Genomic DNA, 13,823 nt, shown 5'->3' on the forward strand with positions numbered 1-13,823 from the left:
GCCGCCTATGAAGAACCCGATCATCGTCGACCGCAGCCAGGACCAGCGCTTCATGGGCGAGGCCCTGGCGCTCGCCGCACAGGGCGCGGCCCTCGGCGAGGTGCCGGTGGGCGCGCTGCTGGTGCGGGACGGCGAGGTGATCGGCAGCGGTTTCAACTGCCCGATCTCCCGTCACGACCCCAGCGCCCACGCCGAGATGGTGGCCATCCGCGCCGCCGCCGAGGCCGTGCAGAACTACCGGCTGCCGGGCAGCACGCTGTACGTGACGCTGGAGCCGTGCAGCATGTGCGCCGGGTTGATCGTGCACGCCCGCATCCAGCGCGTGGTGTTCGGCGCCGCCGAGCCGCGCGCCGGCGTCGCGCTGAGCCGTGGCCAGTTCTTCGCCCAGGACTTCCTCAACCACCGCGTGATGGTGGAGGGTGGCGTGCTGGCGGAGGAATGCGGCGCCGTGCTCAAGGCCTTCTTCAAGGCGCGCCGGGACTGAGTTTGGTGCGCTTCGGCGGATGGAAGCTCGCGCGGCGCCGGACCTACAGCGGCGGCGTCTGCCGGTCGAGGACCTCGTCCTTGGCGACGCCGGGTACGTGCAGGCCGCTCTCGACGATCTGGTTGGATTCCATCTGCGGCTGCGTCACCCAGGTGAGGATGTCGTAGTAGCGGCGGATGTTGGCGACGAACTGCACCGCCTCGCCGCCGCGGGCGTAGCCGTAGCGGGTCTTGCTGTACCACTGCTTCTGCGCCAGGCGCGGCAGCATCTTCTTCACGTCCAGCCACTTGTTCGGGTCCAGCCCCTCGGCCTCGGCGAGCTTGCGCGCGTCGGACAGGTGGGCGATGCCGACGTTGTACGCGGCGAGCGCGAACCAGGTGCGGTCGGGTTCGGTAAGGTCGTCGGCGAGGCCTTCGTGGATCTGCGCGAAGTACTTGCTGCCGCCGATGATGCTCTGCCGTGGGTCGAGGCGGTTGGCCACGCCCATCGCCTGGGCGGTGCCGAGCGTCAGCATCATCATCCCGCGCACGCCGGTCTTGGAGGTGGCATCGGGTTGCCACAGCGACTCCTGGTAACCGATCGCCGCCAGCAGCCGCCAGTCGACCTTCTCCGTCTGCGCCGCCTTGCGGAAATGCTGCTCGTAGCGCGGCAGGCGCTGCTGCAGGTGGGTGGCGAAGGTGTAGGCGCCGACGTAGCCGAGCACGTCGACGTGGCCGTAGTAGCGCTCCTTCAGGCGTTGCAGGGTGCCGTTCTTCTCGACCCTGCCGATGAACTGGTCCACCTCGTCGAGCAGGCTGCGGTCGCCGCCGCCAGCCACCGCCCACGCCAGGCTGCGCGCATCGCCGAGGTCGAAGGCCACGCGTACGTTGGAGAAATACACCTGGTTCATCGCCAGCTCGTTGGAGTCGACCAGGGTCAGGTCGATCTGCCCCTCGTCGACCATCCGCAGCAGGTCGACCACCTCCACCGCGTCGGATACCTCGTAGTTGAGCTCCGGGTACTGCAGCTTCAGCTCGCCGAGCTGCTCGGCATGGCTGCTGCCCTTGAGCACCAGAATCCGCTTGCCGATCAGGTCTTCGGGGCGGGTAGGGCGTTGCTGGCCGTTGCGGTAGATGACCTGCGGGGTAACGGCGAGGTAGGGCACGGAAAAGCTGGCCTGGCCCTGGCGGCCCTCGGTGGCGACCAGACCGGCGGCGGCCAGCTCGGGGCCGGCGGGGTTGTTCAGGCGGATGAACAGGTCGTCGAGGTTGTCGGCGGTTTCGATCTGCAGCTTGACGCCGAGGTCCTCGGCGAAGCGCTTGACCAGCTCGTACTCGAAGCCGGTCTCGCCGTTGCGGTCTTCGAAGTAGGTGGCCGGGCTGTTGCGGGTGACCACCCGCAGCACGCCTTCATCCTTTATACGCTCGAGTGCCGACGGCCTGGGAGCCGGCGCGTCGTCGTCGCTGCAGCCCGTCAGCGACAGGACGATACCCGCCGCCAGGAGGCCGATGAGACAGCGTGTGCGCAACGCCATGAATGAAAACATCGGCGCAGTATACGCAATGGCGTAGCGCCGCCATATCTGGACAGGCAGCAGGCGCTCTGCTAGGCGCAAGTGCCGGTCGCCGGCGGCTTTGCGAGCACCGGCTTTGGCCTCATGCGGCCGGTATAGGGTAGAATGCGCGCCTCCCAACGCTCCCCCTTCCGAGGCTGTCCCGACGATGTTGATTCTGCGCGGCGCTCCCGCCCTTTCTGCCTTTCGCCACGGCAAATTGCTCGAGCAACTGACCTCCAGGGTCCCCGCCGTGACCGGGCTGTATGCCGAATTCGCGCATTTCGCCGACGTTGCCGGCGCACTGACCGCGGACGAGGAGCAGGTCCTGGCGCGCCTGCTCAAGTACGGGCCGAGCGTGCCGGTGCAGGAGCCCAGCGGGCGGCTGTTCCTCTGCGTACCGCGCTTCGGCACCATCTCGCCCTGGTCGAGCAAGGCCAGCGACATCGCCCGCAATTGCGGCCTGGCGAAGATCGAGCGCCTGGAGCGCGGCATCGCCTACTACGTCGCCGGCGAGCTTGGCGAGGCCGAGATCGAGCAGGTCGCCGCGCTGCTGCACGACCGCATGACCCAGTTGGTGCTGGGCCGCATGGAGGACGCCAGCAACCTGTTCAGCCACGCCGAACCCAAGCCGCTGACCGCCGTGGACATCCTCGGCGGCGGCCGCGCGGCGCTGGAGAAGGCCAACGTCGAACTGGGCCTGGCCCTGGCCGAGGACGAGATCGATTACCTGGTCAATGCGTTCCAGGGCCTTGCGCGCAACCCGCACGACATCGAACTGATGATGTTCGCCCAGGCCAACTCCGAGCATTGCCGCCACAAGATCTTCAATGCCAGCTGGGACATCGATGGCGAGAGCCAGGAAAAGTCGCTGTTCGGCATGATCAAGAACACCTACCAGATGCACAGCGAGAACGTGCTGTCCGCTTATAAGGACAACGCCTCGGTGATCGTCGGACACACCGCCGGGCGCTTCTTCCCCAATCCCGAAACCCGCCAGTACGGCGCGGTGCAGGAGCCGGTGCACATCCTGATGAAGGTGGAAACCCACAACCACCCGACCGCCATCTCGCCGTTCTCCGGTGCGTCCACCGGCTCCGGCGGCGAGATTCGCGACGAGGGCGCCACCGGTCGCGGCGCCAAGCCGAAGGCCGGCCTGACCGGCTTCACCGTTTCCAACCTGAACATCCCCGGTTTCGAACAGCCCTGGGAGGTGCCCTACGGCAAGCCCGAGCGCATCGTCACGCCGCTGGACATCATGATCGAAGGCCCGCTGGGCGGCGCCGCGTTCAACAACGAATTCGGCCGTCCGGCGCTGACCGGCTACTTCCGTACCTTCGAGCAATCGATCGCCACGCCGCACGGCGACGAAGTGCGCGGCTACCACAAGCCGATCATGCTCGCAGGCGGCATGGGCAACATCCGCGAAGACCACGTGCAGAAGGGCGAGATCACCGTCGGCGCTAAGCTGATCGTGCTCGGCGGCCCGGCCATGCTGATCGGCCTGGGCGGCGGCGCCGCTTCCTCGGTCGCCACCGGCGCCAGCTCGGCGGACCTGGATTTCGCCTCGGTGCAGCGCGAGAACCCGGAGATGGAACGCCGCTGCCAGGAGGTCATCGACCGCTGCTGGCAACTGGGCGACGCCAACCCCATCGCCTTCATCCATGACGTCGGCGCCGGTGGTATTTCCAACGCCTTCCCGGAGTTGGTCAACGACGGCGGCCGCGGTGGCCGCTTCGAACTGCGCAACGTGCCCAACGACGAGCCGGGCATGGCCCCGCACGAGATCTGGAGCAACGAGTCCCAGGAGCGTTACGTGCTGGCCGTCAGCGCCAAGGACTTCGAGCGCTTCCAGGCCATCTGCGAGCGCGAGCGCTGCCCGTTCGCGGTGGTCGGCGAGGCCACCGAAGCGCCGCACCTGACCGTCACCGACCGCCATTTCGGCAACACCCCGGTGGACATGCCGCTGGAAGTGCTGCTCGGCAAGCCGCCGCGCATGCACCGTTCGGTCACCCGTGAAGCCGAGCTGGGCGATGACTTCTCCGCCGCCAGCGTCGCCCTCGAGGACGCCGTCAGCCGGGTGCTGCACCACCCGGCGGTGGCCAGCAAGAGCTTCCTGATCACCATCGGCGACCGCAGCATCACCGGCCTCGTCGCCCGCGACCAGATGGTCGGCCCGTGGCAGGTGCCGGTGGCCGATGTGGCCGTGACCGCCACCAGTTTCGACGTCTATACCGGCGAAGCCATGGCGATGGGCGAGCGCACCCCGCTGGCGCTGCTCGACGCCGCCGCCTCCGGGCGCATGGCGATCGGCGAGACGCTGACCAACATCGCCGCCTCGCGCATCGAGAAGATTTCCGACATCAAGCTGTCCGCCAACTGGATGGCCGCCGCTGGCCATCCGGGTGAAGACGCGCGCCTGTACGACACCGTGAAAGCGGTCGGCATGGAGCTGTGCCCGGCGCTCGGCATCACCATTCCGGTGGGCAAGGACTCCATGTCGATGAAGACCAGGTGGCAGGATGAGGGCGCCGAGAAGAGCGTGACCTCGCCGCTGTCGCTGATCGTCACCGGCTTCGCCCCGGTCACCGACATTCGCCAGACCCTGACCCCGCAACTGCGCCTGGACAAGGGCGAGACCGACCTGATCCTGATCGACCTCGGTCGCGGGCAGAACCGCATGGGCGCCTCGATCCTCGCCCAGGTCTACGGCAAGATCGGCCGCCAGGCGCCCGACGTCGACGACGCCGAGGACCTCAAGGCGTTCTTCGCGGTGATCCAGGGCCTCAACGCCGATGGTCACCTGCTGGCCTACCACGACCGTTCCGACGGCGGCCTGCTGGCCACCGCGCTGGAAATGGCCTTCGCCGGCCACTGCGGCCTGCAACTCACCCTCGATGCCCTCGCCGACAGCGCCGATGGTCTCGCCGCCGTGCTCTTCAACGAGGAACTCGGTGCGCTGATCCAGGTTCGCCAGGACGCTACTCCGGACGTGCTGGCGCAGTTCAGCGCGGCTGGCCTGGGCGACTGCGTGGCGGTGATCGGCCAGCCGGTCAACGGCAGCAGCGAGGTGACCTTCACCTACGACGGCGAGTCGATCTACAGCGGCGACCGTCGCCTGCTGCAGCGCGCGTGGAGCGAGACCAGCTACCGCATCCAGCGCCTGCGCGACAACGCCGATTGCGCCGAGCAGGAGTTCGACAGCCTGCTCGAGGAGGAGAACCCCGGCCTCTCGGTGAAGCTCGCCTTCGACGTCAACGACGACATCGCCGCGCCTTACATCAAGAAGGGCGTGCGGCCGAAAGTGGCGGTGCTGCGCGAGCAGGGGGTCAACGGCCAGGTGGAAATGGCCGCGGCGTTCGACCGTGCCGGCTTCGCCGCCCTCGACGTGCACATGAGCGACATCCTCGCCGGTCGCGTCGACCTCGAGGAATTCAAAGGTCTGGTGGCCTGCGGCGGCTTCTCCTACGGCGACGTCCTCGGCGCCGGCGAGGGCTGGGCCAAGTCAGTGCTGTTCAACAACCGCGCGCGCGACGCCTTCCAGGGCTTCTTCGAGCGCAAGGACAGCTTCGCCCTGGGCGTCTGCAACGGTTGCCAGATGATGTCGAACCTGCATGAGCTGATCCCCGGCACCGAGTTCTGGCCGCACTTCGTGCGCAACCGCTCGGAGCAGTTCGAGGCGCGTGTGGCAATGGTGCAGATCCAGGAGTCGGCGTCGATCCTGCTGCGCGGCATGGCCGGTTCGCGGATGCCCATCGCCATCGCCCACGGCGAAGGTCATGCGGAGTTCGAGAGCGAGGAGGCGCTGCTCGAGGCCGACCTGTCCGGCTGCGTGTCGATGCGTTTCGTCGACAATCACGGCAAGGTCACCGAGCGCTATCCGGCCAACCCGAACGGCTCACCGCGCGGCATCACCGGCCTGACCAGCCGCGACGGCCGCGTCACCATCCTCATGCCGCACCCGGAGCGGGTCTTCCGTGCCGTGCAGAACTCCTGGCGCCCGGACGACTGGCAGGAAGACGGCGGCTGGCTGCGCCTGTTCCGCAACGCGCGGGTCTGGGTCGACTGAAACCGGGGGAGTACCGCGTACTCCCTCCGTTCCACCACGGCGACGACGGTATCCGGCATGTACAAGCTGTGCTTTTACGTTCCAGACACTCACCTGGAGAGCGTCAAGCAGGCGGTTTTCCAGGCCGGCGGTGGACGCATCGGCGATTACGACCAGTGCTGCTGGCAGGTGCTTGGCGAGGGGCAGTTCCGTGCCTTGCCGGGCAGCGCGCCGTTCATCGGCGAGGTCGACCGGCTCCAGCGGCTCCCCGAATGGAAGGTCGAACTGGTGGTGGCCGATGCCTCGATCCGCGCCGTGGTCGACGCGCTGAAAAGGGCGCATCCCTACGAAACGCCGGCGTTCGATGTCTGGCGCCTGGAAACCCTGGATTAGACCCCTCTGACGTCGGACCTGCATGCCGTGGTGGCATAATGGCCACCTCAGCATTCGCGTGTCGGTAGTTACGATGCCCCAACTGCTCAGCCCCAGCGAAGCTCGCGCCGAGATCCGCCGTCTGCGCGAGATGATCGCCCACAACACGGACTGGCTCTGGGAAGTCGACGCCCAGGGTCGCTACACGTTCAGCTCCGAACATTGCCGCACGCTGCTCGGCTACACGCCGGAGCAGATGCTCGGGCGCACGCCCTTCGATTTCATGCCGCCCGACGAAGCGGCGCGGGTCGGCCAGGTGTTCCTCGAAATCGTTGCCGAGCGGCGGCCGTTCTCCGGCCTGGTGAACCGCAACCTGTGCGCCGATGGCAGTCTGGTGGTGCTGGAAACCAGCGGCATTCCGCTGTTCGACGAGCACGGCGAGTTCCGTGGCTACCGTGGCATCGACCGCGACATCACCCAGGGCATAGGCCTGCTCGGCCAGCGCAGCGTGCAGCTGGAGGCGCTGTATGCCGCGGCGCCGGTCGCGCTCGGCCTGATCGACCGGCAAGCCCATGTGGTGATCGCCAACCGTGCGCTGGCCGCGCTGCTGGGCGATTCGCTGAATCGGCTGGTGGGCCGGCCGATCGCCGATTTCCTCCCGGAGGATCAGCTGGATGTCGCGCGCTGCTTCGTTCGCCTGGATGCCGGCGAGACGCTGGCGGACCTCGAGCTGGACTGGCGCGGGCGTCATCATCAGGTCGGCCTGCAGGGCGTGCGCGACCCGGCAGGGCAGGTGATCGGCCTGACCCTGGCGCTCACCGACGTCACCGAGCAGTACCGGATGCGCGAGCAACTGGCGGCGGCCAACGCGCGGTTGAGCGAGGTCGCCGAGAAGGACTATCTCACCGGCCTGCCCAATCGCCGTCGCTTCGACGAGGCGCTGACGCAGGAGATCGCCCGCGCGCGCCGCGCCGGCCTGCCGTTGTCGCTGCTGATGCTCGATGTCGACCTGTTCAAGCCGTTCAACGACCACTACGGCCATCCGGCCGGGGACGAATGCCTGCGCCGGCTGGCCGAGCTGTTTCGCCAGGTGGTGCGTCCGGGCGATCTGGTCTGCCGTTACGGTGGCGAGGAGTTCAGCGTGATCCTGCCGGGCACGTCGGCCGAGGAGGCGCGGCGGGTCGCCGAGCGTTTGCGCGAGCGGGTCGAGCAGGCCGAGCTGGAGCACGCCTACGCACCGCTTGGCCGGGTCACCGTGAGCCTCGGCGGCGCCTGCCTGCCGGCCGGTGGGGAGTGGCCCGCGGCGGTGCTCACCGATACCGCCGACCGCGCGCTCTACGCGGCGAAGAAGGGCGGACGCAACCGTGTGTGCATCGCCGCCTGCACGGGCGACGACTAGGTCCGGCGTTCGGCCAGCCAGTCCTCCAGCTGCGCGGCGGGCAGCGGGCAGGAGAACAGATAGCCCTGGGCGACGTGGTAGCCCTGCTGCCGGAGAATCTCGTACTGGCTGACGCTCTCGATGCCCTCGGCGACCACCGTCAGCTCCAGGCTCTGGCCGATGTTGATCACCGCGTCACTGAGGGCGCGGCTGGACGCGTCGTTGTCGAGGTCGTCGACGAAGCTCTTGTCCAGCTTCAATTCGCTGATCGGCAGCCGGCGCAGGTAGCTCAGGCTGGAATAGCCGGTGCCGAAGTCGTCCATCGCCAGGCGCACGCCGAGGCTGTAGATGTCGTCGAGGGTCTGCAGAATGCCCGGGTTCACGTCCACCAGCACGCCCTCGGTGATCTCCACGGTGAGGTCGCGCGGCACCAGCCCGTGCACGCGCAGGGCGTCGGCGATGGTCTGCGGCAGGGTCAGGTTGTGGAAGTTGGTCGGCGACAGATTCACCGCGATCGACGGAATCGACAGCCCCTTGCCGCGCCAGTCGGCCAGTTGGCGGCAGGCCTCGTTCAGCGCCCAGTCGCCCAACGCATCGATCAGCCCGCATTCTTCGGCCAGCGGAATGAAGTGCGCCGGCGATACCTCGCCGAGCTGCGGATGGCGCCAGCGTGCCAGCGCTTCGACGCCATGCAGGCTGCCATCGGCGAAGTTCACCTGCGGCTGATAGTGCAGGTGCAGCTCGCCGGCCAGCAGCGCGGCCTTCAGCGCCGCTTCCAGCGCCATGCGTTCCTGGGCGAGGCGGTTCATCTCGTGGCTGAAGAAGCTGAAACAGCCGCGCCCGGCCGCTTTCGCGTGGCCCATGGCGAGGTCGGCATGCTGCAGCAACTGCTCCATGTCGCGGCCGTCCTCGGGATACAGGGCGATGCCGATGCTCGCCGAGGGTGTCAGGCTGCCGCCGCCGACCAGGCAGGGCTCGGCGAGGCGTTGCTGCAGGTCCTCGGCCAGGTCGGTGGCTTGCGCGCCGTCGTGGAAAGGGCAGACCAGGACGAATTCGTCGCCGGACAGGCGACCGACGATGTCGCCGCTGCGGCGTTCCTGCTTCAGGCGCTCGGCGATGATCCGCAGCAGTTCGTCGCCGCAGGGATGGCCGAGGCTGTCGTTGATCTGCTTGAAGCGATCCAGGTCGATGAACAGCACCGCCAGCGACCCGCGTGCCTGCGCCACGCTATCGATGGCGTGTTCGGCTTTGGCTTGCAGCAGGCTGCGATTGGGCAGGCCGGTGAGGCTGTCGTAGGAGGTGATCTGGCGGATTCGCGAGCGGGTTTCCTCGCGCTCCAGGGCCAGCGCGCAGAGGTGCGTGCTGACCTCCACCAGGCGCCGGTGCAGCGCGCTCGGCTCGCGGGATTCGCGGTAGTAGAAGGCGAAGGTGCCGATCACCCGGTCGTCGCTGGACATGATCGGCGTCGACCAGCAGGCGCGCAGCCCCGCCGGCACCATATGCCGGTAGTCGGCCCACAATGGATCGCTGCCGATGTCCCTCACCAGCACGGGCTGGCGGCGAAACGCCGCGGTGCCGCAGGACCCGGCGAACGGCCCTATGGCGGCGCCTTCCAGCGCCTGCGAGTAGGCGGCGGGCAGGCTCGGCGCGGCCAGCGGGTGCAGCTTGCCGTGCTCGTCGACCTGCTGGATCGAGGCGACCACCTGCGGCGCGATGTGCTCCACCTCGCGGCAGACCAGCGCCATCAGCTCGCCCAGCGGCACCTCGCGGACCATCGCCTCGAGCACCTGATGCTGCAGCACCTGGTGGATCTTCGAGTCGGTGATGTCGGTCAGCAGGCTCACGCTGTTGATCAGCCTGCCGTTCTCGTCGAACACCGGGTTGCTGGTCACGCTGCACCAGATGCGCTGGCCGTGGCGGTCGTGCACCAATTCCTCGGCGTGATAGGACAGCCCGCTGGAAAGGCGCTCGCGCAGTGCCTCGATCATCGTCTGCAACTGGTGCGTAGCGATCAGCGGTGCCGGCGTGCGGCCGAGGCTTTCCGCCTGCGAATAGCCGAACAGGGCGCTGAAGCCGTTGTTCACGTAAAGGATGCGCCACTGGCCGTCGGTGATTATCACCGCGCTGTCGGTGCGGTCGGCGGCGAGCGACAGCAGGTGGGTACGCTCGACCTCGCGGCGCTGTTCGGTGATGTCCCTGATGAAGGCGGTGTAGAACACGTTCTCGGCGATCTCGAGGTGGGCGCAGTTCATCGATCCCCAGCGCCGGCTGCCGTCGTGGCGTTCGATCAGTACGTCCTGGGTAAGTGGCGCGGAACCCTCCGCGCGGCGTTGCAACAGGTGCGGCAGCAGGCCGCTTACCGGCCGCCCGAGCACCGTCTCGCGCGGCCGGCCCCAGAGCTGCTCGGCGGCGGCGTTGAACATCACGATGCACCCTTCAGCGTCGACGGTGAGCACCGCGTCGGGACAGCGTTCGAGGGTCTGGGTGCGAACTTCCCCAAGGTGCCGGTCAGTCATCGCGGCTCTCGTCGTCGGGCGGAACCTCGGTCATGGCGTGCCCCTGAGGCGCGCGTTCTTCCAGGCTTCCGCGCAGAAATAGCAAGGATAGACGGCGACGGCCTGCCGGTCAGGTTTTGAAGTGCAGGACCATCCCATTGAGTTCCACGGCCAGGCGCGACAGTTCGTGGCTCGCCGCCGCGGTCTGGTTGGCGCCGGCCGAGGCCTGGGTGGAGAGGTCGCGGATGTTCACCAGATTGCGGTCGACTTCGCGGGCGACCTGCGCCTGCTGCTCGGCGGCGCTGGCGATCACCAGGTTGCGCTCGGTGATCTGGTTCACCGCGGCGAAGATCTCCTCCAGCGTGCGGCTGGTCGCCTGGGTGTTGTGCAGGGTCGAATGGGCGCGCTTGCTGTTCTGCTCCATCGAATTCACCGCGGTATCGGTGTTCGCCTGTATGCCGCCGATCATCTCCTCGATCTCGCGGGTCGACTGCTGGGTGCGGTGGGCGAGGCCGCGCACCTCGTCGGCGACCACCGCGAAACCGCGCCCGGCCTCGCCGGCGCGGGCGGCCTCGATGGCGGCGTTGAGCGCCAGCAGGTTGGTCTGCTCGGAAATCGCGCGGATCACCTCGAGCACCTTGCCGATGTGCCGGGTCTGTTCGGACAGCTCGCGGATCAGCCGCGAGGTGGCCTGCACGTCCTGCGACATGCCGTTGATCTCGTCGATGGTGCACTGCACCTGATCGCGGCTGTGCCGGGCCAACTGGTTCGAGGCGTTGGTCGCCTCCGAGGTGGAGACCGCGTTGCGCGCGACTTCCTCCACGGCGGTGGTCATCTGGTTGACCGCGGTGGCCGCCTGCTCCAGCTCCTGATGCTGCTGGTGCAGGCCGCGATTGCTTTCCTCGGTCACCGCGCTGAGCTCTTCCGCCGCCGAGGCCAACTGGTTGGCCGAACTAGTGATCTGGACGATGGTTTCGCGCTGGCTGTGCTGCATGTGCTGCAGCGAGCGGAACAGCACGCCGATCTCGTTGCTCGAGCCGGTGGCGATGTGGATGGTCAGGTCGCCGGCGGCGATGTGCTCGAAATGCCGGCTGGCTTCGCGCAGCGGCTGGAGAATCTGCCGGGCGATGAACAGCCAGCAGCCGATGGCGAGCAGCAGGCCCAGGCCGATCAGCACGACGGCCTGAATGCGCGCGACTTCGTAGCGCCCGCTGGCGGTCTGCATGATGTCCGCGGTGCGTGTGCCGACGTGTTCGCTGAAGGTCGAGATCGCCTTGTCGAACGCGCCGTTCGCCGCGCGTGCCTTGAGGTTGACCTCGACGTAGCGCGTCGCCGAGCCGCCGTTGAGCGCCTCGAGCTGTTCATCCAGGGCGGCGCTGTAGGTGCCGAAGCTCTGCTCGATGGCCCGGGCCAGTTGCTCGCCTTTCGGGCTCTTTTCCATGTCGATGAACTGGCCGAAGGCTTCACGCGCCTTGGCCGACAGGCTTTTGGTTAGCTCCAGGCTCTGCTTAGCCCTGTCGGTTTCGCCCGCCTGCATTTCCAGGAAGGCGCTCGCCATCGCCAGGCGGGTGCGCAGGAAGTCGACGTAGGTCGCGTCGATCAGGCCGAGCTGGCGGATGCCGACGTCTTCCAGCTCCTGGATCTGCCGGCTGCTGTTGCGCGCATCGTTCCAGGCGGTGGCGGTGGAAACCAGCAGTGCGGTCAGCAGGGCCGCGAGTACCAGCAGCATGCCCGTGCGGACCTTCAGATTGTTCAGCATGCGATTCCTCCCTGAATGTGCCATTTAGTTGGCATCCGATTTCTGCCGCCATACGACTATTCTTTAAATCGCCATCGAGAAAAGTCAATCTTTTATGACGTTATACGTCATTTTTTAATGCCTTCCACGTCATTCGCTTGAACCCTTGGCGCCTTGAAAATGTCCGGTTAATAGGGACTGATGCGTCGAGGTAGCAAATTTGAAAGACAAGGGAATCGCATCGGAAGTGGGCGCGGCCATCGCGGCGCTACGCAAGCAGCAGCGCTTGACGCAGGCGCAGGTCGCCGAGTCGATCAACGTGGAGAAGGAGACGGTCAGTCGCATCGAAACCGGGGTGATTTCCCCGAGCCTGGCGCGCCTTCGGCAAATTGCCGACGTGCTCGGCTGTACGCCGGCGGACCTGTTCCGCCCCGGCTCGCCGGATGCGCTGGATCAGGCGCACAAGATCGTCGAGCTGCTGCAGGGGTTGAACGAAAACGAGCGGGCGATGGTGGTGAGGGTGGTCGGCGAGGTGGCCGGGGCGCTCAGGCAGCGCCCGTGCAAGGAGGCGTGAGAGGCGCGTGGCTCAGGGGCGGATTTCGATCAGCGTGCCGTCCTTGACCAGCGTCCAGATCTCGCGCATGTCATCGTTGGTCAGGGCGATGCAGCCCTCGGTCCAGTCGAGGCTGTTGAAGTACCACTCGGGGTATTCGTCATCGATCGGCGTTCCGTGCAGCATGATCATGCCGCCGGGTTTGACCTTGAGCTCGGAGGCGCGGTCCTTGTCGCGGGCGTTGGGGTAGGAGATGTGCATCGCCAGGTTGTAGCGGTCGCTGGGCTTGCGCCAGTCGATCCAGTAGAAGCCTTCCGGGGTGCGCTTGTCGCCTTCCTGAATCTTCGGCCCGGTGGGTTTCTTGCCCAGTGAGATGCGATAGGACTTGAGGGTCTCGCCCTTGCTGATCAGGTGCAGCCGGTGTTCGGACTTGAGCACCAGCACCTTGTCCACCTGCTTGCCGTCCAGCGTCGAGGTGACGTTGCCCAGGGCGAGGGTGGCGAAGGACAGACAGACAACGGTGAGCAACCAGCGCATCGACGACGAGACCTAGAGAAAGGGGTATTCAAGCTTTTCGGAAGCGCGCCAGCAAGGGTTCCAGCGGCTCGTTGCGTACCGGGAACAGGGCGTTCGGGCGGTCCGCGAAGAACCATTCTAAGGTACGCCCGATGGTCGGAAAAGCCAGCTCCGACCAGGGGATTTCCGCTTCGTGGAAGAGTTTGACCTCGAGGCTTTCGTCGCCGGCGGCAAAATCCAGATCGACCAGTTCCGCGCGGAACAGCATGTACACCTGGCTGATGTGCGGCAGGTCGAACACGGTATAGAGCTGCAGGCCGCTGACCCGTGCGCAGGCTTCCTCCAGGGTTTCCCGGGAGGCCGCCTGTTCGGTGGTTTCGCCGTTCTCCATGAAGCCTGCCGGCAATGTCCAGAAGCCACGGCGCGGCTCGATCGCGCGACGGCAGAGGAGCACCTGTTCGCCCCACACCGGCAGGCAGCCGGCGACTATTCGCGGGTTCTGGTAATGCACGAGCTGGCATTGGTCACAGACGAAACGTGGGCGGTTGTCGCCGGCGGGAATCCGCTCGCTGACCGTACCGCCGCACTGGTTGCAGAATTTCATCCGGTCTCCGGCGTGTTGTTGTGGTGATGCATGGCATCAGGCCCGGAGGGAAAAAGCAACGCCCGCCCGGCGTGGCGTGGCCCGGGTCTTGGGCCGATGCGACA

At 67.0% G+C, this 13,823-nt stretch carries 10 protein-coding genes; 5 read left to right on the forward strand and 5 right to left on the reverse strand.

Features of this window, described 5'->3' with window-relative positions; all coding sequences use genetic code 11:
- The first annotated feature begins 7 nt into the window (after nucleotides 1-7).
- Complete coding sequence (gene tadA / locus BLV15_RS09840; protein WP_090227228.1) at nucleotides 8-484, forward strand: tRNA adenosine(34) deaminase TadA; 477 nt, start codon at nucleotides 8-10, stop codon at nucleotides 482-484.
- A gap of 43 nt (nucleotides 485-527) precedes the next feature.
- Here tadA and mltF read toward each other — a convergent pair whose 3' ends face one another.
- Entirely contained in the window at nucleotides 528-2,009 is a 1,482-nt protein-coding gene (gene mltF / locus BLV15_RS09845; RefSeq protein WP_090227231.1) for a membrane-bound lytic murein transglycosylase MltF, read from the reverse strand.
- 175 nt (nucleotides 2,010-2,184) lie between these two features.
- Between mltF and purL the strand changes: the two genes are divergently transcribed.
- The 3 genes from purL to BLV15_RS09860 all read left to right on the forward strand — a co-directional run bounded on the left by purL (nucleotide 2,185) and on the right by BLV15_RS09860 (nucleotide 7,834).
- Complete coding sequence (gene purL, locus BLV15_RS09850; RefSeq protein WP_090227233.1) at nucleotides 2,185-6,084, forward strand: phosphoribosylformylglycinamidine synthase; 3,900 nt, start codon at nucleotides 2,185-2,187, stop codon at nucleotides 6,082-6,084.
- Nucleotides 6,085-6,141: 57 nt separating this feature from the next.
- On the forward strand, nucleotides 6,142-6,456 hold the full coding sequence (locus BLV15_RS09855) for a YqfO family protein (RefSeq protein ID WP_090227236.1): 315 nt from the start codon (nucleotides 6,142-6,144) through the stop codon (nucleotides 6,454-6,456).
- A gap of 73 nt (nucleotides 6,457-6,529) precedes the next feature.
- Nucleotides 6,530-7,834, forward strand: a complete 1,305-nt coding sequence (locus BLV15_RS09860; RefSeq protein ID WP_090227239.1) for a sensor domain-containing diguanylate cyclase — start codon at nucleotides 6,530-6,532, stop codon at nucleotides 7,832-7,834.
- Here BLV15_RS09860 and BLV15_RS09865 read toward each other — a convergent pair.
- A complete protein-coding gene (locus BLV15_RS09865; protein ID WP_090227241.1) occupies nucleotides 7,831-10,329 on the reverse strand; it encodes an EAL domain-containing protein in 2,499 nt (832 codons plus the stop codon). The genes BLV15_RS09860 and BLV15_RS09865 overlap by 4 nt on opposite strands.
- A 109-nt stretch (nucleotides 10,330-10,438) precedes the next feature.
- The gene (locus BLV15_RS09870; RefSeq protein WP_090227244.1) at nucleotides 10,439-12,067 is read right to left on the reverse strand and encodes a methyl-accepting chemotaxis protein; all 1,629 of its coding nucleotides are present in this window, start codon (nucleotides 12,065-12,067) and stop codon (nucleotides 10,439-10,441) included.
- A gap of 199 nt (nucleotides 12,068-12,266) precedes the next feature.
- Between BLV15_RS09870 and BLV15_RS09875 the strand changes: the two genes are divergently transcribed.
- On the forward strand, nucleotides 12,267-12,620 hold the full coding sequence (locus BLV15_RS09875) for a helix-turn-helix domain-containing protein (protein WP_090227247.1): 354 nt from the start codon (nucleotides 12,267-12,269) through the stop codon (nucleotides 12,618-12,620).
- A gap of 12 nt (nucleotides 12,621-12,632) precedes the next feature.
- On the opposite strand, the gene BLV15_RS09880 is transcribed toward BLV15_RS09875, so the two are convergent.
- Together BLV15_RS09880 and BLV15_RS09885 are read right to left on the reverse strand one after the other, a co-directional pair.
- Nucleotides 12,633-13,136, reverse strand: coding sequence for a L,D-transpeptidase family protein (locus BLV15_RS09880; protein ID WP_090227250.1), 504 nt, complete (start codon nucleotides 13,134-13,136; stop codon nucleotides 12,633-12,635).
- A gap of 28 nt (nucleotides 13,137-13,164) precedes the next feature.
- Complete coding sequence (locus BLV15_RS09885; protein WP_090227252.1) at nucleotides 13,165-13,719, reverse strand: NUDIX hydrolase; 555 nt, start codon at nucleotides 13,717-13,719, stop codon at nucleotides 13,165-13,167.
- Nucleotides 13,720-13,823: the final 104 nt, after the last annotated feature.

Source organism: Pseudomonas kuykendallii (assembly GCF_900106975.1).
GTDB classification, from domain to species: Bacteria; Pseudomonadota; Gammaproteobacteria; order Pseudomonadales; family Pseudomonadaceae; genus Pseudomonas_O; species Pseudomonas_O kuykendallii.

Coding starts and splice junctions, on each gene's coding strand:
- tadA (WP_090227228.1), top strand. CDS start 8: ATGAAGAACCCGATCATCGTCGACCGCAGCCAGGACCAGCGCTTCATG.
- mltF (WP_090227231.1), bottom strand. CDS start 2,009: ATGTTTTCATTCATGGCGTTGCGCACACGCTGTCTCATCGGCCTCCTG.
- purL (WP_090227233.1), top strand. CDS start 2,185: ATGTTGATTCTGCGCGGCGCTCCCGCCCTTTCTGCCTTTCGCCACGGC.
- BLV15_RS09855 (WP_090227236.1), top strand. CDS start 6,142: ATGTACAAGCTGTGCTTTTACGTTCCAGACACTCACCTGGAGAGCGTC.
- BLV15_RS09860 (WP_090227239.1), top strand. CDS start 6,530: ATGCCCCAACTGCTCAGCCCCAGCGAAGCTCGCGCCGAGATCCGCCGT.
- BLV15_RS09865 (WP_090227241.1), bottom strand. CDS start 10,329: ATGACTGACCGGCACCTTGGGGAAGTTCGCACCCAGACCCTCGAACGC.
- BLV15_RS09870 (WP_090227244.1), bottom strand. CDS start 12,067: ATGCTGAACAATCTGAAGGTCCGCACGGGCATGCTGCTGGTACTCGCG.
- BLV15_RS09880 (WP_090227250.1), bottom strand. CDS start 13,136: ATGCGCTGGTTGCTCACCGTTGTCTGTCTGTCCTTCGCCACCCTCGCC.
- BLV15_RS09885 (WP_090227252.1), bottom strand. CDS start 13,719: ATGAAATTCTGCAACCAGTGCGGCGGTACGGTCAGCGAGCGGATTCCC.